Source organism: Cobetia marina (assembly GCF_001720485.1).
Lineage (GTDB): Bacteria > Pseudomonadota > Gammaproteobacteria > Pseudomonadales > Halomonadaceae > Cobetia > Cobetia marina.
Genome location: NZ_CP017114.1, coordinates 683,121 through 707,816, shown reverse-complemented (window position 1 = coordinate 707,816; position 24,696 = coordinate 683,121). Strand labels below are relative to the sequence as shown.

Annotated in this window: 19 protein-coding genes; 3 read left to right on the top strand and 16 right to left on the bottom strand. The window is 63.9% G+C overall.

Going from position 1 to position 24,696, the window contains the following annotated elements:
- Positions 1 to 61: 61 nt before the first annotated feature.
- Positions 62 to 472, top strand: a complete 411-nt coding sequence (locus BFX80_RS03090; protein WP_077378298.1) for a hypothetical protein — start codon at positions 62 to 64, stop codon at positions 470 to 472.
- Between the two features lie 92 nt (positions 473 to 564).
- Here BFX80_RS03090 and BFX80_RS03085 read toward each other — a convergent pair whose 3' ends face one another.
- From BFX80_RS03085 to BFX80_RS03070, 4 genes are all read right to left on the bottom strand, one after another.
- Positions 565 to 1,200 (bottom strand): nucleotidyltransferase family protein, encoded by a 636-nt coding sequence (locus tag BFX80_RS03085; RefSeq protein WP_084207917.1) that lies wholly within the window; start codon positions 1,198 to 1,200, stop codon positions 565 to 567.
- A gap of 8 nt (positions 1,201 to 1,208) precedes the next feature.
- A complete protein-coding gene (locus tag BFX80_RS03080) occupies positions 1,209 to 2,234 on the bottom strand; it encodes an XdhC family protein (protein WP_084207916.1) in 1,026 nt (341 codons plus the stop codon).
- Between the two features lie 103 nt (positions 2,235 to 2,337).
- Complete coding sequence (locus tag BFX80_RS03075) at positions 2,338 to 4,719, bottom strand: xanthine dehydrogenase family protein molybdopterin-binding subunit (RefSeq protein ID WP_084207915.1); 2,382 nt, start codon at positions 4,717 to 4,719, stop codon at positions 2,338 to 2,340.
- Positions 4,706 to 5,299: a (2Fe-2S)-binding protein gene (locus BFX80_RS03070; RefSeq protein ID WP_103751465.1), complete on the bottom strand. Its 594-nt coding sequence runs from the start codon at positions 5,297 to 5,299 to the stop codon at positions 4,706 to 4,708. The genes BFX80_RS03075 and BFX80_RS03070 overlap by 14 nt, the downstream gene beginning before the upstream one ends.
- A gap of 605 nt (positions 5,300 to 5,904) precedes the next feature.
- On the opposite strand from BFX80_RS03070, the gene BFX80_RS03060 reads away from it, so the two are divergent.
- Positions 5,905 to 7,095: an MFS transporter gene (locus tag BFX80_RS03060; RefSeq protein ID WP_077378283.1), complete on the top strand. Its 1,191-nt coding sequence runs from the start codon at positions 5,905 to 5,907 to the stop codon at positions 7,093 to 7,095.
- 109 nt (positions 7,096 to 7,204) lie between these two features.
- On the opposite strand, the gene astB is transcribed toward BFX80_RS03060, so the two are convergent.
- From astB to fabV, 7 genes are all read right to left on the bottom strand, one after another.
- Positions 7,205 to 8,551 (bottom strand): N-succinylarginine dihydrolase, encoded by a 1,347-nt coding sequence (gene astB / locus BFX80_RS03055; protein ID WP_077378280.1) that lies wholly within the window; start codon positions 8,549 to 8,551, stop codon positions 7,205 to 7,207.
- 100 nt (positions 8,552 to 8,651) lie between these two features.
- Positions 8,652 to 10,151, bottom strand: coding sequence for a succinylglutamate-semialdehyde dehydrogenase (gene astD / locus BFX80_RS03050; protein ID WP_077378277.1), 1,500 nt, complete (start codon positions 10,149 to 10,151; stop codon positions 8,652 to 8,654).
- 152 nt (positions 10,152 to 10,303) lie between these two features.
- Entirely contained in the window at positions 10,304 to 11,335 is a 1,032-nt protein-coding gene (gene astA / locus BFX80_RS03045; protein ID WP_077378274.1) for an arginine N-succinyltransferase, read from the bottom strand.
- Positions 11,335 to 12,396 carry an arginine N-succinyltransferase gene (locus BFX80_RS03040; protein ID WP_077378480.1) on the bottom strand — a complete coding sequence of 354 codons (1,062 nt, stop codon included), beginning with the start codon at positions 12,394 to 12,396 and terminating at the stop codon, positions 11,335 to 11,337. Before BFX80_RS03040 ends, astA begins: the two co-directional genes overlap by 1 nt.
- A 23-nt stretch (positions 12,397 to 12,419) precedes the next feature.
- Positions 12,420 to 13,640, bottom strand: coding sequence for an aspartate aminotransferase family protein (locus BFX80_RS03035; protein WP_077378271.1), 1,221 nt, complete (start codon positions 13,638 to 13,640; stop codon positions 12,420 to 12,422).
- A 155-nt stretch (positions 13,641 to 13,795) separates the two neighbouring features.
- Positions 13,796 to 14,797 (bottom strand): GlxA family transcriptional regulator, encoded by a 1,002-nt coding sequence (locus BFX80_RS03030; protein WP_169477227.1) that lies wholly within the window; start codon positions 14,795 to 14,797, stop codon positions 13,796 to 13,798.
- A gap of 219 nt (positions 14,798 to 15,016) precedes the next feature.
- Positions 15,017 to 16,219 (bottom strand): enoyl-ACP reductase FabV, encoded by a 1,203-nt coding sequence (gene fabV, locus BFX80_RS03025; RefSeq protein ID WP_077378268.1) that lies wholly within the window; start codon positions 16,217 to 16,219, stop codon positions 15,017 to 15,019.
- Between the two features lie 363 nt (positions 16,220 to 16,582).
- Here fabV and BFX80_RS03020 point away from each other — a divergent pair, with 363 nt between their 5' ends.
- On the top strand, positions 16,583 to 16,996 hold the full coding sequence (locus BFX80_RS03020) for a DUF7079 family protein (protein ID WP_077378265.1): 414 nt from the start codon (positions 16,583 to 16,585) through the stop codon (positions 16,994 to 16,996).
- Positions 16,997 to 17,097: 101 nt separating this feature from the next.
- Here the strand turns inward: BFX80_RS03020 and BFX80_RS03015 are convergent, their stop codons facing one another.
- The 5 genes from BFX80_RS03015 to BFX80_RS02995 all read right to left on the bottom strand — a co-directional run bounded on the left by BFX80_RS03015 (position 17,098) and on the right by BFX80_RS02995 (position 24,666).
- The gene (locus BFX80_RS03015; RefSeq protein WP_077378262.1) at positions 17,098 to 17,766 is read right to left on the bottom strand and encodes a transglutaminase-like cysteine peptidase; all 669 of its coding nucleotides are present in this window, start codon (positions 17,764 to 17,766) and stop codon (positions 17,098 to 17,100) included.
- 23 nt (positions 17,767 to 17,789) lie between these two features.
- Positions 17,790 to 19,715, bottom strand: a complete 1,926-nt coding sequence (locus tag BFX80_RS03010) for a bifunctional diguanylate cyclase/phosphodiesterase (protein WP_084207913.1) — start codon at positions 19,713 to 19,715, stop codon at positions 17,790 to 17,792.
- Positions 19,716 to 19,778: 63 nt separating this feature from the next.
- Positions 19,779 to 21,083 (bottom strand): TolC family outer membrane protein, encoded by a 1,305-nt coding sequence (locus BFX80_RS03005; protein ID WP_084207912.1) that lies wholly within the window; start codon positions 21,081 to 21,083, stop codon positions 19,779 to 19,781.
- Positions 21,084 to 21,116: 33 nt separating this feature from the next.
- Positions 21,117 to 22,499, bottom strand: a complete 1,383-nt coding sequence (locus BFX80_RS03000) for an HlyD family type I secretion periplasmic adaptor subunit (RefSeq protein ID WP_084207911.1) — start codon at positions 22,497 to 22,499, stop codon at positions 21,117 to 21,119.
- Positions 22,492 to 24,666, bottom strand: a complete 2,175-nt coding sequence (locus BFX80_RS02995) for a type I secretion system permease/ATPase (RefSeq protein ID WP_240499650.1) — start codon at positions 24,664 to 24,666, stop codon at positions 22,492 to 22,494. Before BFX80_RS02995 ends, BFX80_RS03000 begins: the two co-directional genes overlap by 8 nt.
- Between the last annotated feature and the right edge of the window lie 30 nt (positions 24,667 to 24,696).

The following is a 24,696-nucleotide window of genomic DNA, read 5'->3' as shown; positions in this document are numbered from 1 at the left end:
TCGCCGCATCGTCTCGGCACACCGCCGAACCTACATTGTTCAATACTCGGGAGCGGGTAGCATGTACGCCGATACCTTCAATGATCTGGCCCTTGAGGCTGAACTCGAGAACTTCGCGCATCGCTGGTTCTCTCTGCTCAACCGCCTGGCGCCGTCCCTCGAGCTGGCCGAGCTGCTGGGAGACGATGCCGTGATCCAGCTGCTGGATGAGACGCTCACTGGCAGCGAATTCCTGACCAATTGGGAACAGCGCCGAGATGATCTGCTGATCAACAGTCATGCACTGGGCTGGGTACGTGCCCGACGCGAGAGTCTCGACACGGCCACCCTGCGCATGGGCGGCGAGCACCGCGCCGCGCATCACGACGGCAGCGTGCTGCACACGCATTTCGATGCCGAGTGGGTGCTGGATCTGAGCTGGGGTGAGCCACGCATCCAGCGCATCAAGCTGCTGGACGTGCGCACGCTGTAGAATGCGGATGAGCAGACACAAGGACGCCCCGTCACCTGAAGGTGACGGGGCGTCCTTGTGTCTGGCGCGATGGCTTGCCGCCCAACGCTTGCTCAGACATTTGGGGGTGGGAGACTTCGCCGCCTTTCCGCCAGCATCGCCGGTGTATCGACATCCTCGAGAATGCCGGCATCGCTGACGACCACCTCACGCAAGGCATCACGATGTCGAAGGATCACTTCCCGCGCACCCTCACCGCCCTCAAGCGCTGCCAGCTCACGCCATAGCGTCCGCCCGAACAGCACCGGATGCCCGGGGCTGCCCTTCTCGCCTGTCAGCACCGGCCGCACCACATGCTCCGCACTCGCCTCACGGTGCAAGGCGTGAAAGGTCTGCGGCGTGATCTGCGCCATGTCCGCCAGCCATACCGCCGCCACCTGCACATGCGCCAGGGTGGCGTCCTCACTCAGCTGACGGAAGGCATCGCCGAGACTGGCGCCGAGGCCGTTGCCCGCCTGCGGCGCACGCCAGATTCGCCGGGCATGCTCACGCGCGAAGTCATCTCCCAGCAGTGCGGCGGGATCATCGTCCTCACGCAGCAGCAGACGCCAGTCCACCTCACAGGGCATGACCTGCGAAAGCGTCGCCATCAGGAGTGTCTGGCCATCCGCCAGACAAGCCTGACGCTTGTCACTGCCAAAGCGGCGACTCTGACCGGCCGCCATCACCAGAATGATCGTCTCACTCATGTCGGGTCTCACAGACTTTCCCGAGCGCGCCCACGCCGGATACGCACGATATCGGCCATGACCGCCAGCGCGATCTCGGCCGGCGTCTTGCTGCCCAGATTGAGCCCGATCGGCATCACGATACGCGCAATTTCCTCAGCGCTGAGCCCGCCACTGCGCGCCAGCCGCTCGGCGCGCGCCTGAGAGGTACGCTGCGAGCCCATCACGCCAATGTAGAAGGCGGGCTGGCGTACCGCCTCGATCATCGCGAGATCATCAATACGTGGATCATGGGTCAGCGCCACCACGGCGGTGGCCGCATGACAGCCCCCCGCCGCGATGAAGCGCGAGGGCAGCTCACGACGCAGGGTGACACCGGTGTGCGACGTCTTGCGGGCATCCCAGTCCGCCAGCACTTCCTCACGCGGCTCGCAGATGATCACCTCGAAGCCGAGGCTGACGGCGAAGGCCGCGCAGGCTTCCGCCACCGGCGAGAGTCCCGCCAAGAGAAGACGCGCCACCGGCCCGACCCTGAGCTGATAGCCGTACGCCTCGCCCTCGTGACCCTTGAGTGGCTCGACCCGCTCCCCCAGCCCGCTGTCCTGCTGAAGCGTACGCGCGCCATCCCCCGCCAGCATGACCTGACGCAGACGCGGCGTCTGACCCTCGAGTGCCTCGCGCAGTGCCTTGAGATGCGCGATGTCCGCCTCGCTGGCCGTGAAGCGCTCGACCAGCACGTCCAGCAAGCCACCGCACGGCAAGGCGATCCCCGCGCCCTGATGGCCGCCCTCGCCATAGCGGATCACCTGGGCGCTCGCGGTGAATTCGCCTCCCGCCAGGCGCGCCAGGAAGTCCTCCTCGACACAGCCACCGGACAACGAGCCACGATGCTGGCCATCGGCACGCGCCACCAGCCAGGCGCCCGGCTCACGCGGTGAGGAGCCGAAGGTGGACAGCACCGTACACAGCCAGATCGGGCTGTCAGGCCGCGTGCCATCTGACGGCGCCAGCCAGTCGATCGCCTGACAGATCACTTCAAGATCAAGATGTTGCATCAAAAATCTCTCATATCGGAAGCCGGCTCCCAGCCAGAAGACACGAAACCCGCCACCCGGGCATGCCGGAGTGGCGGGTATCAGACGCATTCACCGGTGAGGATCAGGCCTCGCTGAGCGCGGCCTTGAGCGCCGCCGGGCGCATCGGCAGATCACGCAGACGAACGCCTACGGCGTGATGGATGGCATTGGCCACCGCCGGTGCGACCACCGTGGTACCCGGCTCGCCAAGACCGACCGGCATCTCGGTACTGTCAACGAACTCGAGATCCATCTGCGGCACCTGATGCATGCGCAGCGGCTGGTAGGCGCCCAGATTCTGCGCCACCGGGCCACCCTCGCGGTATTCGGTGCCTTCGTGCAGCGCCATCGAGACGCCCCACAAAAGCGAGCCCTCCAGCTGCGCCATGGCGCCATCCGGGTGTGCGAGGGTACCGGCATCGACGACACTGGTCAGCTTCTCGATCTTGACCTCGCCAGTGGCGCGATCGACCTTGACCCGTGCCACGCAGGCCACCCAGGTCGGCATGCTGCGTTCCTGACCGAAGCTCAGCGCCACGCCCATGCCGGTATCTTCCGGCAGGCTGTCACGCTCGCTCCAACCGGACTTCTCCATCACGCGCGTGAGCACGTTGCGCAGACGTTCCGCCCCGCCCGTGCTGACCGGCGCCTTGCCGGCATTGCGGCCTTCGGCGTCCAGCAGCGAGAGGCGGAATTCAGCCGGATCCTGCTCGGCTGCCTGCGCCAGCTCATCGATGTGCTGCTCGACCGCCCATAGCGTCCAGCCCGGTGCGACGGAGCGCAGATACCCCGGCACGAAGGCCTCATGAGCGACCTTGTTCTGCTGCGCCCAGACACGCTGGGTGCCGACGTTGTACCAGTGGTCCGCGCCACTGATGGAGAAGGAATCCAGCTTGCCACCGCCTTCCACGGCTTCGGCGAGGAAGCTCGGCATCAGCGCGGCAGTCGGCCAGCCTGCCGCGGCGGCGTGCTCGGAGGCCACGACACGGCCCTCGGCATCCAGACCGGAACGCACACGCTGCACCGAGGGCGAGCGCACGCAATCGAAACGGCTATCGTCCGGGCGCGTGAAGATCATCTTGACCGGACGCCCCACGGCCTTGGCCGCCAGTGCCGCCGGCACGGCGTAGTCACCGTGGAGACGACGCCCGAAGCCACCGCCCAGATACAGCTGGTGGTGAGTGATCTTGCCATCCTCGACGTCCAGCGCCTTGGCGACGAGGGGAATCAGCAATGACTGCTGCTGGTTGCCGCAGTGGACATGCCAATGCCCCTCCTCCTCATAGGCCAGTGCATTGGCCGGCTCCAGAGTGAAGTGCAGCACGCTTGAGGTGGTGAAGGTGGACTCCACCGTGGTCGCCGCACCTTCGATCAGCGCGGAAGGGTCACCCTGATCCACCATCAGCGAGCCATTGTCACGACTCGGGGCGCTGACCAGTCGCTGGCCTTCTGCCTGGATCGCCGCCTCATCGACGTGATAGCTGTCGCCCTTGCTCCATTCCACCTTGAGCAGGTCAGTGGCACGCATGGCCGCCGAGAAGTTGTCGGCGATGACCGCAAGCCACCCCTGACACATGCCGGACGGATCCTTGAGCTCAATGGTCTGGCGATAGCCGATGACCTTCTGGGCTTCGCTGTCATCCACGGCCGTGACCTTGCAGCCGAAGCGACTCGGCGGCAACACCGGGCGCGCATGCAGCGTCTTGCCGACACGGGCTTCCACCTCGGCAGGCAGGGTGTAATCGATGCCGTAGACCGCCTGACCGTTGGTCTTGGCCGGCACGTCCAGCGCATTGCCCTTGGTGCCGAGCACGCGGCGCTCGGAGGCCGGCTTGAGCTCGATGGCCGCCAGCTCATCTTCCGTGAAGCTGCGCTCAAGGCCTGCCGCGACGATCTCGCCATAGCCCAGTGACTGATCGCCACTGATGACACGGCCCTTGCGCGCCTTGCAGCTCTCGACAGACACGCCCATCTGTCTGGCGCCCGCTTCGATCAACGCGATACGCCCGGCAGCCCCCGCCTGCGACAGCGGCTGGTAGCTGTGATTCACCGACCAGCTGCCGCCGGTGATCATGTAGCCCCACTTGGGATCGCTGTCGACGTAGACGATCTCGACGGAGGCCAGATCGGCCTCGAGCTCCTCGATGACCAGACGCGCCAGGCTGGTGGCGACGTGCTGTCCCATCTCGGCCTTGGTGATATGGATGGTGATGGTGCCGTCAGTGCCGATGGCATACCACATGGTCGGCTCGAAGGCGCCGGCGGACAGCGTCTCGCTGGCAGAGCGGCCGTCATCGGCGCCGCTAGCCAGGGCTGCGCCGGAGACCCCGAACGCCAGCATCGCGGAACCCGCGACACTGCCGATCAAAAAACCACGCCGCGTGATGCCGTGCTGGCTCGAGGGGTGACGAGTGGCTGCCTGAGCGCGCTGATGCCGGCCCAGCGTATCTTCAAACCTTGCCATGAGATGTCTCCTCGGCAGCAGAATGGCTCACGGCATCTGCCGTGGCACGCGGATCGAATGTGCCGACACCGGCAGTCGCGGCGGTGGCCTCGGTCTGCTGGCCCATCACCTGCGCCGTGTCGCGCTCACTGGCGATCGCGGCGGCACGCTTCACCGCACGATGGATACGCACGTACGCCATGCAACGACACAGGTTGCCCGCCATGGCGGCAGTGACCTGCTCATCGGTGGGGTTCGGTGTGTGCTTGAGGAAGTCAGCGGCCTGCATGATCTGGCCGGACTGGCAGTAACCGCACTGCGGCACCTGCTCCTCGACCCAGGCTTGCTGTAGCGGGTGGTCATCGTTCTCGGCCAGCCCCTCGATGGTGACGATGTCACCACCCTCGGCGGCCAGTACCGGCAGGACACAGGTGCGCGCCGCGGTGCCGTTCAGGTGCACGGTGCAGGCGCCGCACTGGGCGATTCCGCAACCGAACTTGGTACCGGTCAGGCCCAGGTGTTCACGCAGCACCCAAAGCAACGGGGTTTGCGGATCGACCTCGAGACTGACGGCCTTGCCGTTCAGAGTGAAGTTGGCCAAGGGGCTTCTCCTCAGGAGCATGAAGCAGGGGGACAGGGTTCGGACAACGCGTGCAGGGTGTCGCGGCCAGCCATGGCGTCATCTGACTGACGTGGCGTGGGTTCGGCGTCAGGGACCGACCCCAGGCTTTGAGGCCTGGCACGATTCGAATCGGTGAATTCTACAGGTCACGATTCGGCACCACGGTGCCAAAAAGGAAACAGTGTGATGTCACTGGGCTCATCATGGCCATGCAGATGCTGTCTCGCATGCCACACAGTATAGCGTTTCACGCCTTGTCATCGGCAGATGTTTGCATGACATCGGTCCGCCTCGGGACTGGGCCGGTAGCGGTCGAGAATGATGGCGGCGCACCGGAGCGAGGACTCCCGCGAAGCCATGTGACTGCCTGGTATGGACGAGAGTGTCGCAGACGCGTCTGACAGTGGCGTATCCGGCATCTGTACTTTTATGAGAATAAAGTGAAATGTAGCGAGAGTCCTCATGGAGGATGTTCCGCCCATGGCCAGCACCGGGCGCAGGGACCGCAAGAACTGCAAGAACTGCAAGAACTGCAAGAACTGCAAGAACAACGACAATAACGATTCCCGGCATGAGGATCTGACATGCAACTCAACTGGAAGGCGGCGATCGCGCTGGCAGCGCTGATACTCGCCATCAATACCGGCGCGCGCCAGGCGATGGGCTTCATGCTGCCACCGATGGCCAGCGAGCTTGCCTGGGGCATGGGCAGCCTGTCATTTGCCCTCGCCATCCAGAATCTGGTCTTCGGGCTGGCCGCGCCCATCGCCAGCAAGCTGTCGGATCGCTTCGGCACGCTCAGCGTCTTCCTGGTCGGCAGCCTGTGCTATGCGGTCGGCATGGGCGTCACCGCCCTCTGGCCGACTCCGACGGTGTGGATGCTGGGCGCCGGCGTGCTGGCCGGCATCGGTATCGGGGCGACCACCTTCCCGCTGGTGCTGGCCGCCGTCACGCGCGTGGTTCCCCTCCAGCATCGTGGCATCGGCCTGGGCATCGCCTCGGCCGGCGGCTCCTTCGGGCAGCTAGTCTACTCGGTCGCGACCCCGATGCTGGTGCTGATCGACTGGAAGATCGCCATGCTGGCGCTCGGCGCCAGCTGTCTGCTGCTGATTCCCATGGCCCTGCCCTTGCTGCGTCGCCCGCCGGCCGGCAGTGAAACACAGGCAGAGGATGTCCCGAGCCAGGGCCCGCTGCTGCAGGACCGGCGCTTTCTGGCGCTGGCCGGCGGCTTCTTCGTCTGCGGCGTGCACGTCGCCTTCATCGCCACCCACCTGCCCAATTTCGTGGTCGCCTGCGGTCTGCCCCTGAACGTGGCCGGCAACACGCTGGCGATCATCGGCGCGCTCAATATCGCCGGCACCATCCTGTTCGGTGCCTGGGGCGGCCGCCGTCACCCGCCGCAGCTGTTGATGCTGATCTATCTGTGCCGCGCCGCACTAGTGATGGCGATGGTGGTCATCCCGCCCAGCAGCATGCTGCTCTACGCCTTCGGCGCGATCATGGGCGTGCTGTGGCTGTCGACGGTGCCACTGACCAGCCAGGCCGTCGCGCTCTACTTCGGCCAGAAGCGTCAGGCCTTCGTGTTCGGCATGGTGCTGGCCGCGCATCAGGTCGGCGCCTTCCTGGGGGCCTGGGGCGGTGGTGTGGTCTATCAGCTGACCGGCAGCTACGACCTGCTGTGGATCGCCAGCGGCATCTTCGGTCTGCTGGCCGCGCTCGTGCACTGGCCGGTGCGCCGCGAGCCCAAGCGCATGGTGCAGCCACAACTGGCCTGAGTCGCGCCACGGCATCTGATTCTCAAATGTCAGACCACACCTCCACAACGACACAGCCCCCATCGGCGAACCCGATGGGGGCTGTGTCGTATGGGCTCGGGCCAGGCGATCAACGCTGGAAGGCGTAGACATTGCCGACCTTCAACAGCCGCGTCAGCTCATCCAGCGCCGCCAGTGTCTCCTCGGCCAGCTGCGGGTCGGCGAGATCCGCCGGCGTCAGGCTGTCACGATAGTGACGCTTGACCCAGTCACCCAGCTCGCCGTGCAGCTGATCCGTCATCATCACACGCCCGGACAGCGCGGCGCGCTCGGCGTCACTCAGTACCACGCGCAGACGCAGGCAGGCCGGGCCACCGCCATTGCGCATGCTCTGCTTGACGTCCTTGACCAGCACTTCCCCGATCGGGTTCGGGCCGGCCAGAATCGCATTCTGCAGCGCATTCCATACCGCCTCGTTCTCCTGACACTCGCCCGGCACCACCAGCGTCATGCTGCCATCGTCATTGGAGAGCAACTGCGAGTTGAAGAGGTAGGAGGAGACGGCATCCTCGAGGCTGACGGCTTCCAGCGGCACGCGGATCGGGATCAGCGGTGTGGACAGTTTCGCGCGAATTTCGTTGAGCACCGCCTCCTCATCGCGGAAGGCCAGCTCGTGATAGAACAGCACCGGGCCATTGCCCACCGCGATGACATCGTTGTGGAAGACACCGGCATCGATGGCCTCCGGATGCTGCTGGGCGAACACCACCTGATCCTCGCTCAGGCCATGCTGACGCGCGACGGCCTGACTGGCTTCCAGTGTCTGACGCGCCGGATAGCGACGCGGTTCGACGCCGTCACCGCCGAAGGCCTGACGGCCATAGACGTAGAGATGCACGCCCGGCCCGCCGTGGCCATCACACAGCCGCGTATGATTGGCCGCACCTTCATCGGAGAAGGCCGGCGTCGCGGGCAGCGCAGGATGATGCGCGAAATGGGCATCGTCGGCGAAGATGGCACCGAGGATGCGTCCGGTGGTCGCGGGCTCCAGGTAGCGGTGGAAACTGGATTGCAGGTTGGCCGGCGTGAAGTGCACGCGGCCATCACCGCTGTCGCGCGAGGGCGTGACGGTGGCGGCGTTCGCCGTCCACATGCTGGAGGCGGAACACACCGCGCGCAGAAGCTGCGGTGCCTGCTCGCTGGCCGCCTTCAACACCTGGGCATTGCTGCCGGTGAAGCCGAGATCACGCAGTGCGCCAAGGTCCGGGCGCTGCTGCGGCAGCAGAATCCCCTGTGCATAACCCAGATCCGCCAGCGACTTCATCTTGTCGAGGCCCTGCAACGCGGCTTCGCGCGGGTTGGAGGCCAGCCCGCCGTGACGCATCGAGGCCACGTTGCCATGCGCCAGACCGGCGTAGTTGTGGGTCGGGCCGACCAGGCCATCGAAATTGATCTCTTGATACGGAGTATCGGACATGAAGGTCTCCTGCCACGACGCCTTGGCACCTCAGGGAGCAGGCACGGCGAGCGTCGTGGTCAACAATGGGTAAGCGGCAGCGGTGCCCGAACGGACGGCCTTACAGACGGATACCGGCCGGCAGGGTCGCGGGCAGCGCCAGCGCCTCGGCTTCCATCGAGGCGACCGGATAGCTGACATAGTCGGCCGCGTAATAGGCGCTGGGACGGTGGTTGCCGCTGTCGCCGATGCCACCGAAGGGCGCGTCGCCGGAGGCGCCGGTGGTCTGGCGGTTCCAGTTGACGATGCCGGCGCGAATGCGCAGCAGGAAGTCGTCCCAGTCAGCACGCTCACCGCCGATCAGCCCGGCCGAGAGACCGTAGCGGGTGTCATTGGCCAGCGCGATGGCCTCGTCCCAGTCGGTGTAGCGATGGATCTTGAGCAGCGGACCGAAGAATTCCTCGTCCTCGAGCGCAAGGCCGGTGACATCGATCAGCGCCGGGCTGAGCAGACTGGTGCCCTCTTCAAGCTGCTGCATGCGCACGAGGACATTGCCGCCCAGCGCTTCGAGATCATCCTGCGCCTTGAGCAGGCCCTCGGCCGCCGCGACACTGGCCAAGCCGCCATAGAAGGGCGCGTCCTGCTCGAACTGCCCCGCCACGCGCAACTCGCGCAGCGCCGTGGCCAGCGCCTCGATCAGACGATCACCGACCTCGCCCTGCGGCACCATCAGGCGGCGCGCACAGGTGCAGCGCTGACCGCCCGAGGCGAAGGCCGACTGGATGATCGCCAGCACCGCGGCGGTTTCATCCTGCACATCACGCACCACCAGCGGATTGTTGCCGCCCAGTTCCAGCGCCAGCAGCTTGCCGACCTGACCGGCGAACTGACGGTGAAGCAGCTTGCCGACCTTGGCACTGCCGGTGAACAGCAGCCCATCGATGCCCTCGGACTGGGACAGGGCCTGACCGACGTCCGCCGCGCCCTGCACCAGATTGATCACGCCGGCCGGCAGGCCCGCGGCCTCCCAGCATTGCAGGGTGAGATCGGCGGTGGCCGGAGTCAGCTCGGAGGGCTTGAACACGCAGGCATTGCCCGCCAGCAGCGCCGGTACCATGTGGCCGTTGGGCAGGTGCCCCGGGAAGTTGTAGGGGCCAAAGACGGCCATCACACCATGCGGGCGGTGGCGCAGGACCGCCTGGGTGCCCGCGACATCCTTGGCGCGCTCGCCGGTACGCTCGTGATAGGCCTTCACCGAGATCGCGATCTTGCCGATCATCGCGCCGACCTCGGTACGCGCTTCCCACAGCGGCTTGCCGGTTTCACTGGCGATGCAGATCGCCAGCGCTTCACGATGCTGCTCCAGCTGATCGCGGAAACGCTCCACCACCGCCAGACGTGCCTCGAAGCCCAGACGCGCCCAGGTCGGGAATGCCTGACGCGCTGCCGCGACGGCCTGCTCGACCTGCTCGGCAGTGGCCGAGGCGCCCTGCCACAGGCGTGCCTGGGAGACGGGGTCGGTCTTGGTGAAGGATTCGGCCTCCCCCGCTTGCCACGCGCCGTCGATGAAGAGCTGTTGACGCACGTTGAGTGTGGCGGGAGTCGGAGTCGTAGTGGTCATGGCATGCCTCATCGAAAGGGCGCGCCGCGTAAGCGACGCTGAACAAGGAGATAACGGGGCAGTTGGCGATCTGCCCCGCTGATGGCAAAAGGACGCAAGGCGACATGGGCCTGCGAGATGGCGCAAAGAAGCGGATGCCCGGGGCGAATGCTTCAGCTGGCCAGCACGCGTAGCGTGTCACCGCCGGTGACGCCGAGGCGTTCGGCCTCATCACGGTGAAGGCGCACATGGCAGGCACCCGCGTCGTCCCGCGTGACAGCATGGCTGATCCAGCTGGCGCGGAAGTCCGCCATACCGGTGGTGGCGGCCATCACGGCGGGACGCTCACAGGCCGGGGCATCAGACGCGATCACCTCGACACATGCCAGCTGGCTGTCACGGACGCCGCGCACGTCATCGATATAGGCCTCGACCGTCGGGCCGCCATCGAAGATGTCGACATAGCCTTCCCAGCGCAGCCCTTCCTTCTTGAGCATCGCCACCGCCGGGCGGGTGTGCTCGTGCACCTGCCCGATGGCGGCACGCGCCTGCTCGGAGAGAAACGGCGTGTAGATCGGGAACTTGGGCATCAGCTCGCCGATGAAGCTCTTCTGGCCCATGCCGGTGAGGCGGTCGGCCTCATTGAAGTCCATCGGAAAGAAGTGGCTGCCCAGACACTCCCAGAACGGGCTGCGCCCCTCGGGCGTGAAGACACCGCGCATCTCGGCCAGCACCTTGTCGGGGAAGGCCTCGCGGAACTGGGCCATGAACAGCCAGCGCACCTTGGAGAGCAGCGCACCGTTGCGGTCCTTGCGCCAGCCCTCACGCAGGAACAGCGAGCAGACCTCGGCATCGCCGGTGTGATCGGAGCACAGCGTCAGCGTATCCAGGGTGCGATGCAGATCGAGCTGCACCGAGGAATGCGCCAGCGAGCCGAGCCGGTAGTGATAGAACGGCGCATCGGTGCCCACACAGGCCTCGATGGCGCAGCAGCCCGCGATGCTGCCGTCGCGCTCATCCTCGAGCACGAAGAAGTACAGGCGATCATCGCCGGGTTCCCAGCCTTCGAAGGCGGCCAGGGTGCGCTCGATCTTGGCGCTGAGAAATTCATGATTGTCCGGCAGTGAGGTGAAGCCGACGCCGGTTTCCCGCGCCAGCACCTTGAGGCCTTCGATATCGTGACGAGCGATAGGACGAATACGCATTACAGCTCTCCCTCATCGACCGCCGGCAAGGGCATCGGCACGGCAAGCACCGCACGCCCTTCTTCCACCCCCAGTACCTCGGCCTGCTGCGGCGTCAGCATCAGCTGGCCGGTCGGCGTCAGTGCATAGCGCGCCAGCACGCAGCGGAAATCGCCGAGCCGCTGGTTGGCGACCATCGCCGGCACCGCGTCCGGCAGGCTTTCCTGCGGACGGATACGCACCGGGTGCCAGCCGCACTGCTTGAAGGTGTGCAGACGTTCGCACTCCGCCAGCAGCAAGGGGCCCGCATCGAAGATGTCGACGTGGCGCGAGCGCGAGAAGCCTTCGGCGAGCATCTCCTGCATGGCGTACTCGTGGCGCGGATTCTCGCGCCCGATGGCAGCGCGCGCCTGGGGCGTGAGAAGCGGCAGATAGAGCGGGAACGGCGGCATCACCTCGGCGATGAAGCTCTTGGAGCGCACCCCCGCCATCTGGTTGATGTCATTGAAATCACGATCAAAGAAGTGCTGGCCGACGCTGTCCCAGAACGGGCTGACCTGACGCTCGTCGCGCGTTTCCAGATAGCCCGGGAAGGCCACCGCCAGTTCATTGGCGAAGCGTTCCGGGTACTGGGCGATGAACATCATGCGTGCACGACGCAGCAGGCTGTCCGCATCCGTCTCGCGGTAGCGGGCATCCAGCGACAGCGCGCACAGCAGCGTGGCATCCGACACCTCATGCGACAGCGACAGCGTCTGCACTTCATGGCGCACGTTGAGCTGCTGCGAGGCGTGGATCAGCGTTTCCTGACGATAGGTGTAGTAGGCCTCCCGCGCGCCAGCCTCGGCGCGCAGCGAGGCGGTACCGACCACTTCCCCGCTATCGAGATCCTCGAGCACGAAGCAGTAGATCTCGTCACCGGGAAAATCGATCTCGGCACGCAGGCTGCGCTGGGAGCGCGTGATGCGCTCCTCGAGGCGGTCACGATGTGCCGGCAGATTGGTCAGGCGTGGCGTGGCCGAGGCCGCGAGCCGCTCGAGGGCGAGCAGATCGCGGCTTTCGGCAGGCCGCACCACCAGCATCGGGGCACTGCTCATGGCGCTGCTCATGCAGATGCAGAGGCGGCGACGAAGCTCGCCACGGCACGGTCGAGCTTGTCGAGACCGCTCTGGAGCTCGGCTTCACTGATCACCAGCGACGGTGCCAGACGCAGCACGTCAGGCCCGGCGACCAGCACCATCAGACCTTCTTCCATCGCCAGATTGAGAATGTCCTTGGCACGGCCCGCATAGTCCGGCGCCATCTGGGCACCGATCAACAGGCCCATGCCACGCACTTCCTTGAAGACACCGTGACGCTTGGCGATGCCTTCCAGGCCATTGCGCAGCAGTTGGTGGCGATGCGCGACGCCCTCGAGCACTTCCGGCGTGTCGATGGTCTCGAGCGCCGCCAGCCCCACCGCACATGCCAGCGGGTTGCCGCCGTAGGTGGAACCGTGAGTGCCGATGGCCATGGCCGGCGCGATGCGATCCGTGGTCAGCATGGCGCCCAACGGGAAACCGCCACCGATGCCCTTGGCGGTGGTCAGGATGTCCGGCACCACGCCGAAGTGCTGGTAGGCGTAGAGGTGGCCGGTCCGCCCGGCACCGCTCTGGACTTCATCGAAGATCAAGAGCGCATCGTGCTGGTCGCACAGCTCACGCAGCCCCTCGAGGAAGGCCTGCTCCCCCGGAATGATGCCGCCCTCGCCCTGCAGCGGCTCGACGATGATCGCGCAGGTGTCATCGCCCATCAGCTCGCGCACGGAGTCGAGGTTGTTGAATTCGGCGTGCTGGATCCCGCCCGGAATCGGCCCGAAGCCCTGGGAATACTTGGGCTGACCACCGACGCTGACGGTGAAGAAGGTGCGGCCATGGAAGGACTGACGGAAGGAGATGATCTTGTCCTTCTTCTCGCCATGGGTGTCGTGGGCGAAACGACGTGCCAGCTTGAGCGCGGCTTCGTTGGCCTCACCACCGGAGGAGCAGAAGTAGACCTTGTCGGCGAAGGTGCGCTCGGTCAGCGCCTTGGCCAGCGCCAGGGCCGGCTCGTTGGTGTAGACGTTGGACAGGTGCCAGACCTTGTCGGCCTGATCCTTGAGCGCCTTGACCAGTGCCGGGTGGCAGTGACCCAGCGAGGTGACGGCGATGCCGCCGGCGAAGTCGATGTACTCACGACCTTCCTGATCCCACAGACGGCTGCCCTCGCCGCGTACCGGAATGGCAGCCTGGGGTGCGTAGTTGGGCACCATGGCATGGTCGAAATCGGCACGGGTCAGCTGGGTCATCGTCTCTTCCTCATCGCGGGGCGTTGCGTGGCAGGCCGATGATCGGCGAGCCACGGGTCATGACTCCCGAGTATAGGGAGGCGAGATGACAAAGACTTTCAGCGAAAGGACGACGACTTATGTCAGGAGGCGACTTTTGTCACCGATGCGACATTTCAGGCCTGCAGCATGAGACGTTCGTCGCGCGGGCTGCGCCCGAAATGGTTGCGGAACGCCGTGGAGAAGTGAGCGGCGCTGGAAAAGCCGGTGGCCAGCGCGATCTCGCCGATGGGCTGATCACTCTCGCGCAAGAGCTGACGTGAGCGTGCCAGACGCAGATCCAGATAGTAGCGGCTGGGCACCGCCTGCAGATGCTTCTTGAACAGCCGCTCCAGCTGACGCCGCGAGATCCCGAGGTGCTCGCCGATCTCGTGGGTGGACAGCGGCTCCTCGATATTGGCTTCCATCAGGGTCACGGCCTCCACCAGCGGCTGGGGCGCATGGGCGAAACGGTTCTTGAGCGGCACGTGCTGTGGCTCGTCCGCCAGCCGGATACGCTCGCAGACGAAGTGCTCGGAGACCTTCTCGGCCAGGGCGCGGCCATGCTGCTGGGCGATCAACGTCATCATCATGTCCATCGCCGCGGTACCCCCGCCGCAGGTGACACGATCACGGTCCAGCTCATACAGCTGATGGGAGACGTTGACCTGCGGGAAGTCGCGACGGAACGACTCGGCACGCTGCCAGTGGATCGTCGCACGATAGCCATCAAGCAGCCCGGCGCGAGCCAGCTCACGGGTGCCGGTGGAGATACCGCCCAGCATCACGCCACGCTCGGCCAGACGCTTGAGCCAGGCCAGCAGCGCGGGATTCGAGGCCACCTCCTGCAGGCCCGCCTCACCCGCCGGCTGAGCACCGCACACGAACAGGGCGTCCAGATGGCGCGAATCACTGGCGACCAGGCTGTCCGGTGACAGGTTCAAGCCCGCAGCGGACGCCACACCGCGCCCGTCCAGCGCAAAGGTGACGGCCCGATAGAGTGTCTGCCCCGCGAGCTGATTGGCCACCTGCAGGGGCTCCAGCGCACAGGCCTGGGACAATAACGAGAAGCCGGGCAACAGCACGAAGCCGATCTGGCGTTGCTGGGCCTGGGGGGAAACCAGTGAATCCACGGGCATGGGTGTGAGTCGAGGTCCATCGCGTGAGGGTGGGGAAAACCTGCCGCCATATTGTGCCATGCCTCTGGCACTTGTGCCTGGCCCGGACTGGCATGACGCTCAAGATGAGGCCGCCACATACGACGACGCCACCCCGAAGGGTGGCGTCGTCATCGCTCAGCGGGCAGCGGTCAGCTGGCAGCGCTCGCTACCCTGACCTCTGCGCTTGCTGAAGCGCTCTTACATCTGCACGACATCGAATTCGACGTCGGTGGCGACGTCGGCATCGTAATCGACATCATCACGCGTGAAGCCGAACAGCTTGAGGAATTCCTGCTTGTAGCTGGCGTAGTCGGTGATATCGAACAGGTTGTCGCTGGTGACCTGCGGCCACAGTTCCTGACAGGCCTGCTGGACGTCGTCCTTGAGCTCCCAGTCGTCGAGACGCAGACGGCCGGACTCGTCGGTGACGATCTCGCCTTCACCATAGAAGCGCTCGGCGTAGAAGCGGTTGAGCTGCTCGATGGTGCCTTCGTGCAGGCCCTTCTCCTTCATGATCTTGTAGACCATGGAGATGTAGAGCGGCATGACCGGAATCGCGGCGCTGGCCTGGGTGACCACGGACTTGAGCACGGCCACGTGGGCACGACCGCCCTTGGCGGACAGCTTCTCGTGGATGCTGCCGGCGGCGCGGTCCAGATCTTCCTTGGCGCGACCCAGCGCACCGTGCCAGTAGATCGGCCAGGTGATCTCGGTACCGATGTAGCTGAAGGCCACGGAGCGGGCGCCATCCGCCAGCACGCCGGCGTCGTCCAGCGCCTGCATCCACAGCTCCCAATCCTGACCACCCATCACGGTGACGGTATCTTCGATTTCCTGCTCAGTGGCCGGCTCGACCTCCGCTTCGATGATGGTGTCCTTGTTGGTGTCGATGGCGGTCGCCCGGTAGGTCTCGCCGATCGGCTTGAGCACGGAGCGCTTCACTTCACCGCTGTCCGGCAGCTTGCGCACCGGAGAGGCCAGCGAGTAGACCACGAGATCGACTTCGCCCATGTTGGCCTTGATCAGCTCGATGGCCTTGGCGCGCGTCTCGTGCGAGAAGGCGTCGCCATTGATGGCCTGGCTGTAGAGCCCTTCCTGCTTGGCGAACTTGTCGAAGGCGGCAGAGTTGTACCAGCCTGCGGTACCGGCCTTCTTCTCGGTGCCCGGCTTCTCGAAGAAGACACCCAGGGTGTCCGCGCCGTAACCAAAGGCTGCCGTGATACGCGCCGCGAGGCCATAGCCGCTGGAAGCACCGATCACCAGCACCTTCTTCGGGCCACCGTCGCGCTTGTCACCGACCGTCTTGCGGGTGATGGCGATCTGCTCGGCAACATTCTGCTCGCAGCCCTTGGGATGAGTCGTGGTGCAGATGAAGCCGCGAACCTTGGGTTTGATGATCACGTAAGAACCTCGTTTGCTGTTGGCCCGGCGTGTACCCGCCGATGCTGATGCCCGATTCCAGTATGCAATGACCACGGCGCACGCTGCGCGACCGGTACCTTGCTCTGAAAACGTCTGGTAAGTCTGGCTGTCGAATCAGGACATGCAGGCGTGTGTGCCTGCTGCTGGCCGCTATTCTAGCGGCTGTCGGCGACGCTGTCCGCCCCGGCGGGCCAACCCGCGCTGATGTCACGTCACTGGAGCCCTCCATGACGACTGCCGTATCATGTGACGCATTCAGCACACCGCCATCACACCGCTGTCCTGCTTCGCGCCATCCGTTGATGGTGTGTCTGTCTGACAGCCTTCGCTCGGGATCTCTCCATGAACGACCAGAACGCTCACCTCGCCCCCGATGTGGCCGCCCTGCTCGAACGCCGCCAGGAGGTCTGGCTGGCGCTGGCGCCTCTCTGGGAGGAGCGTGACCCCCGCGAGGCGGAGTATCAGCACATGGCCGAAGTGGTCGAGGCACACGGCCTGAGCTTCCGGGAACTCGAAACGCTGTATCGACTCGAAATGGCCCCGGTGCTGGTGCGTGAGCAGGTCAGCATGGCCCCGAGCTACAAGGAGCGCGACGAGAACCGTCTGCTGTCGCGCCTGCTGCAGCATACGCATCAGCTCACTCGCGGGAAGCGCCTCTTCTGGCTGCTGTTCTCCGGCCTGGCGACCATGCCCAGCCGTCACCGTTACGGCAACCTGCTCGAAGTGCTCCATCTGCGCGGCAACACGCCGGAATGAAGCGATCCGACACCGCATGAAGCAGAACGCCCCGTGGCGGTCCGGCCACGGGGCGTTCTGCTTGATACCTGTCGCGCTTCGACGCTGAACTGCCCCTCGCCTCAGGGGCGCTTGCGCAGGGGAGCTTTCAGGACACCGTCCTTGTAGCGTCGTTGCCAGTCCGTGAGACTCGACAGCCCTCGGCTGTCGCTGATGCGCTCTCCCCCCTCCAGCCGCTTGCTCATCCACAACGCGTTGCCATTGAAGCTGTAGATCGGCAGGAGATCGGTGCGCTCACTGGCCGGCAGGATGGAGCTGTTGAGGTTGTCCAGCACATCAGGCATCGACATGCCCGCGCCCTGATAGGTGACGACCATGTGGAACTGATTGAGCCTCAATGCCTTGACGTAGTGCAGGCGCAAGGAACTCTCCGGCACGCCCAGCTGACGCAATGTCAGATACTTGGCCATGGCAAAATCATCGCAGTCCCCTGCGCCGGCCCCCAGGAACTCAAGCGGGGTCGCCCAGTAATCCTCCTTCCCCCAGACGCGCATGTCATCGGTGAAATGCATCCGGTTGAAGAAATCATTGACCTCACTGAGCTGACGCCTGGCCGGCTGCCCGTCGAGATCCACGAGCAGCTGCTCCCATTGCTGGACTCTCGCCCACCCCGGTTGACCATAGACCTCGATGAAACGTTGTGCCTGCGTATCGCGGGCCAGTACGGAACCGACCGTGAACAGCATCAATACCCAGGCGATCAGCCAGCTGAAGCAGCGTCTCTGCCACATGGCGACCAGCCCCTGGCTGTCTATCAGGGCTTCCTCGCCATGACATCGACGGCCGGTGCCACATAGCCCTGATAGCCGTCGGCGCCAAGGGACATCACGCGCGCCTGGTCCTGTTCGGATTCGACCCGTGTCACGATCACCAGAGACTCGACCTGATGCGCCGTCATGCACAGGCTTTGCAACAGCTCGGTGTCCACATCGTCACGCTTGAAGAATGCCTGATCGATCTTGACGTAGTCCGGACGCAGCGCCTCCAGATAACTGAGCTCCTTCAGCTCACGTGCAAAGCGGTCAATGCCTCCACGCGCGCCCAGCCGGCGTGCACGCCGGAACAGCAGCTTGACGCGCTCCAGATGGCGAAGCGCGATGCTTTCCGACACTTCTATATCCAGACGCTTGCAGAGACGCGGATGGACTCCCAACCAGCTGATGAGTCCCGAGAAGCTCGCCTCATCATCCAGCGTCTCCTCGGTGAGGTTGAGCGCCAGACGTGGGGCCTCGATGCCATCGACATGGGCAGCCAGCCACTCCAGCGCATGCAGGTCGAAGCGTGCTCCCAGACGGAAATGGCGCACGACCGGCAGGAAATCGCCGGCTCGGTGCAGCTGGTCCCCTTCACGCAGACGCGCGAACAGCTCCCGGTGCAGCTCACTGCCATCATTGAACAGCACGGGCTGCGCCACGAAATCGAGCCCATCAGGGCGCTCCAGCGACTGCTCGATGACGTCTCGCCATTCGCCGCGTGGACGCGCCTGATCCCCTTCCTCGGCAAGCGCGACGCTGCTGCCATGCTCGATGGCCTGCAGCAAGGTCGTGTCCGCCACCGTGAACAACTGGGTGCGGGTCATGCCCGGCTCTCGCCTTGCCGCCCCGATGACACAACCGATCGGGCGGCTGTTCGCCATGGGATTGGCATCCAGCAGTCGATCGATATCTTCGGTGATGCCCTTCAAGAAGGCCTGCAGCGCGGACTCATCGGCTTCTGGCAACAGCAAGCCGAAGTCATGATTGGCCAATCGCCCTGCCACGATGGGCTCCCCGGCCAGCTCACGCTGCTCAAGCCGCTGGGCGATGGCGCGCAGCAGTGCATCGCGTCCCTTGTAGCCCTGCTCCTGATAGACGACTTCAAGCTGCGCGACCCGCAACAGTGCGAAGCTGCCTCCCAGAGGCTCACTCAGCCATTCATCCACTGCACGATTGAGGTAACCACGGTTGCCAAGCCCCGAGACAGCGTCCTGTTCTGCCTGGCGCTGCAGGCGCGCCAACTGCGCCGCCTGAGCCTCGAACTGGGTATGCAGACGCTGCCCGAGTCGATTGACCGCCGACGTGATGCCACGCAGCTCCTTGACACTGGTTTCCTCCAGAGGCGCGTCGAAACGCTGTGTCTCCATCTCGTTGAGACGTGCGGAGAGGCGGTCCAGAGGGCGCAGCAGGCGACGCATGACCAGCGAGGCCACCAGCAGGGTCAACAAGCCCCCCAACAGCAACCAGAGTCCGAGCCGTTTGGCGAGCTTCCAGAGGTCATCGTGCCCCTGGGCCGGCTCTCCCGTCAGCGAGATCGTCCCCAGAGAGGCCCACCCACCCGGCAATTCACGGGTGACCGTTTCTACCGGCATGGGAATCATCTGCTGAAACCACTCGGGTGCCTGGCTTTCTCGTGTGATGTCAAACGCGATGGGGGCCGGGAGCGCGACGCTTTCCAGCTGGATATCCCGGACATATCCACCATCCAGGGTGGCGCGAATCAGGGTTTCCGCGCTGGCAGCATCACCAAGCTCGACATGCGGCACCAGTGCAAGACTCAGGCTCTGGGCGAGATTCGAGAGCTCGACACGCTGTCGTTCGGCCAGTGAATCACGGGTATTGTTGACCTGAATGAAGAAGATACCGAAGGAAAACACCAACAGCACCAACAACATCAAGGTAAACAGGCGGCGCGAAAGACTCATCTGATTTCCTCATCAGCCGTCAGTATGACCACGGCACCACTTCCTGATGGTGCCGTGAGCGACTCAACCCTGTCGGGTCGGTACGGCAACGTTCATTGAATCCAGCAATGCACCTGTCGCGGACAACAAGCGATAGTTGGCCGTTTCCAGGTCAAAACGTGCACGAATCAGATTCTGCTGCGAAGTGAACAGCTCACTTTCGCTGTCCAGCAGATCCAGCAGCGTCCTGCGGCCGATATCGAACTGCTTGCGATAACTTTCGCGCGTATCCGTCGCGGCACGCACATAGCTTTCCAGATAATCGATCTGACGCTTGAGATTCTCGCGTGCATTCCAGGCCAGTCGGATCTCGTCACGCACATCGCGCATCACGCGATCATTGTCATGCTCGACGGTTTCCAGCGCCGCCTGGCGTCCGCGAATCTCGGCCTGATCCCGCCCACCGCGATACAGGTTGTAGCGCATGACCAGTTCGACGCTCCAGTCATCGGAACTGCTCTCGTCCTGATCATAATCGTCCGTCAGCGTGCGATTGCCTTCGATGCTGAATTCCGGGTAGTTGTCACCCTTCTCAGCGTTCACCTCATGACGAGCCGCATCAATGGACACCCGTGCCGCTGCCAGCAGGGGGTTGCGCTGATTGGCCTGGACATAGGCACTCTCCACATCGGCACTGATCAGATCGGTATCGAGGCTGGGGAGGTTCAGATCCGTGGGCAGCTCACCGACCAGACGCAGATACGCCGAGCGGGAATCCTCGAGGTTGTTCCGGGCGGACAGCACGCTGGCCTCGGCATTGGCCAGGCGGCCATCCACCTGACGCACGTCACTGCGTGCGCCGAGACCGGACTCTGCACGACGCCCGATATCACTGGAAATACGACGGTGCGCATCGAGATTGGCCTGCGCATATTTGAGAATCAGCTCATCACGCATGACATCCAGATAGGCCCCGGCCGTATCCAACGCGACTTCATTGGCTTCGGCGGCCGTCTGCAGGCGCTGATAGTCAGCTTCGGTCTCTGCCTGACGGATGCGCTCGATCGTGGTGTCACCGTCCCAGAGCAGCTGGCGAATGGTGAGATCCAACCGACGATAATCGTGCCAGTCATCCTCGTCATTGACCCCATCATCCTCGGAGTCGAACTTGCCATAGCCCAGTCGTCCGGTCAGATCGACCGTCGGGCGATAGGCCCCACGCTGGACTTCCGCTTCTTCCAGACGCTGGATATGACGGGTCACCTGCAAGCGGGTACGCGGATTTTCCATCACTGCCTTGGAAACGGCTTCTTCCAATGACTGCGCAGAGGCGGAGAGACTGGAACTCATCCCCGCCATCACGCTCAATGCCAAGAGTGTCTTTTTCATTATGGGTTGCCCTTGAATACTTCATGTCCATGATCAACGTTCACGCAAGGCACCTTGCCTGGCGCGCAGAATCGGCTTCATCAGGTACTGCAGGATGGTCTGCTCACCGGTGATGACATCCACGCTGGCCTGCATGCCCGGGATGATCGTGAGCGGGTCTGAGTCACTTCCAAGGTGGTTCTGCTCCGTGAGCACCTTGATTTCATAAAAGCTGTTGCCTTCTTCATCCTGAACGGTGTCGGCACTGATCTGCTCCACCTCGCCTTCGAGCCCCCCATAGATGGTGAAGTCGTAGGCGGACAGCTTGACCACGGCAGGCTGGCCAATACGCAGGAAGCCGATGTCCTTGGGTGCCACCCGGGCCTGGACCAGCAGCTGATCTTCGATGGGAACGATTTCCATCAGATCTTCGCCAGGCTCGATGACCCCGCCTATGGTATTGATATTCAAGGTCTTGATGGCCCCCTGAACGGGAGACGTCACCAAAGTACGGTCAAGACGGTCCTGAAGACTGGTACGCCCCTCACGCAATCGCCCGAGATCCGCCTGAGTCTTGGCCAGCTCATCTGCTGCACGCGAGCGAAATTCCTGGGCAACACCGACACGATTCGAGATGGCCTCATCCAGCTCCGACTGCTTGCCGGGCACTGCCAGTCGCGCCGACTCCAGATCCCCCCGCAGATCATTCACCTCACGCTGGATCTTGAGCAGATCGACTTGCGATACCACGCCTTCACGTACCAGCGGTGCTGTCATGTTGAGCTCACGACGTGACAGCTGGTAGCTGCGCTCCAGGCTATTGATGCGTGACTTCAGCTCTCTCAGCTCCTGCTCCTTCTGCAGAATCTGCTCACGAGAGCCATTCAAGCCACTGTTCAACTGGTTGAGGTGGGTGCGATAGGCGGTCATCGCACGCGCGACAAGTGCAGGACTGCGAGTCTTGAACTCCTCATCGAATGGCAGGGGGACGCGGGTCATGACGACCTGGTCCTTCCAGTCATCGGCAGAGGCGTCCACCGCGATGGAATCCAGCTCGGTGTCGTACAGGATGATGGTGGCCTGCAGGCCATCCAGGGTCGAGACACGCTCGCGCAGGTCGGAACCGGCGCTGGTGTCATCAATGCGCAGCAAGGGCTCTCCGGGCGACACGATCTGCCCTTCCTTGATGTAGATCTCGCGCACGATCCCCCCTTCCAGATTCTGCACGACCTGGAGGTGGGTGGAGGGCACCACCTTGCCGGAACCTCGCGTCACGACCTCCAGGCTCGCCTGGCTGGCCCAGATGACGAACACCACGATGAAGGCCAGCACCATCCAGATCAGGATGCGTGACTTCCAGGGGGTCGCCAGCAGAACGGCTGAGCTTACGTCATCCAGGTGGTGAAGATCGCGCTGTTCAATCGGTGCCTTAGCCACGTTGAGCCTCCTGCTTGCGCCCGGACACACGCCTTTCATTCAAGGCATTCAATACCTTGTCCTTGGGACCGTCAGCGACGATACGCCCACCTTCCATCACGATGACGCGGTCTACCACTTCCAGCATGCTGCTCTTGTGCGTCACCAGCACCATGGTCTGGGTACGCGGCAATGACTTGAGCATACGCCTCAGACGCAGCTCGGCACGATTGTCCATGTGCGAACCGGGCTCATCGAGCAACAGCAGCGGCGGTCGCATCAGAAGCGCCCGAGCCATCAGGACCGTCTGACGTTGGCCACTGGACAGCATCCGTCCCCCTTCCCCGACCTGGCGATCAAGTCCCTCCGGGTGATGGCGAGTGAACTCGGTCACGCCGGCAGCATCGGCCGCAAGCTCAATCTGGGTATCACTGGCATGCGGCTGCCCCAGGGTGATGTTGTCGCGGATAGAGCCGAAGAACAGCGCACTGTCCTGACCGGCATGCCCGATATGACGCCGGACATCGGCGGGATGGATCTGGTTGAGGTCAAGACCATCGACTCGCACGCTGCCGGCGGTAGCGCGATAGAGTCCGCAGATCAGGCGCTGCAGGGTGCTCTTGCCGGCACCGATACGGCCGATGATGGCCACTCGCTCGCCTGGCTCGATGGTCAACGAGATATCGGTCACCGCCGGCGGCGTGTTGGGCGCATAGGCGAAGCCGACACGATCGAACTCGATCCGCATCTGCAGTGTCTCGCGATGCACGTAACGACGATCTTCTGCCTCTTCAGGCAACGCCATGATCTGCTCAAGCGCACTCATGGCACTGCGCGTCTGCCCGATACGGGTAATCAGCAGCGCCAGTTGCCCCAAGGGCTGAAGCGCACGCCCGGAAAGCATGACCGCGGCAATCAACCCACCCACCGAGAGTCGTGCATCCGCGATCAGATAGACCCCGAACACGACCAGTGCCACCGTGGTGGCCTGCGTCAATGACATGCTCAGCGAGCTGACGGATGTCGTCAGATTGCGGCTCTTCACCCCCCAATGAGCGATCTGACCCACCGCACGCTCATAGCGGCGCTGGGTCTCTCCCTGAGCATTGGCCAGCTTGAGGCTCTCGAGCCCCGAGACCGCTTCCACGAGACGCGCATTGCGCTCGGTCGCCAGCCGCGAGCCCTTCTCGATGCTGTTGCGAAGCGGTCTCTGTATCGCCAGGCTGTAGATCAGCAGGATGACGAGAGCTATCAGGGGGACAAGTACCAGGGGCCCGGCGACGATCCAGATGATGGCGAGAAACAGCAGCGCAAACGGCAGGTCGACGAGTGTGGTCAACGTCGCTGACGTGAAGAACTCGCGAATGGAATCGAATTCCTGGAGATGCTTCACATAGCCGCCCACGGAGCCGGGGCGCGACTCCATGCGCAGATTCATGGTCTTGGCAAACAGCTTGGAAGTCAGCAGCACCTCGGACTTCTTGCCGGCGGTATCCATGAAATAGGCACGCGTCTGCCGCATCACGAAATCGAATACCATGATGATCGCCATGCCCGTCGCCATGACCCACAAGGTGTTGAACGCCAGATTGGGCACCACCTTGTCATAGGCATTCATCACGAACAGTGGCGATGCCACGGCAAACAGATTGATCAGGACAGAGGCCAGAATCACGTCACGATAGATAGGCGTCGAGAGCTTCAGCGTCGACCAGAACCAGTGGCCATCGCTCTGTTCCAGCGTTTCCGGGGCGCGCTCATCGAAACGGTGTTCCTGCTTCAGGTAGACCACTCGTCCATCATGGCGTGCCGTCAGCGTTTCCAGTTCGATCCATGCATCGCCTTCCGCTTCCGGTTGATGGATTCGCGCCTTTTCTGTCTTGGCATCCACTTCCAGCAGCACGACAGCGCGCCCTTCATTCAACATCAGAATGCAGGGCATCAACAGATCGCTGATCGCGGTGATCTGTTGATTGACCAGTTTGGCGCTCAGATTGGCACGCGCGGCTGCACGGCTGACAAGCGCCAGAGGCAAACGCCCGTCCTCCATCGGCAGTCCGTCTGTCAGCACGGCGGCTGACCGGGGATTGCCGTGGTAACGCGCCATGAACACCAGCGCATTCAGCAGAGGGTCGCCCTCTCTTTCGCCGACCGGCTCTGGTCTCAATGGCGTGGGTTGATCGCTCAACCTGTCCTCCTTAGTGGGGCACTTCGCAGA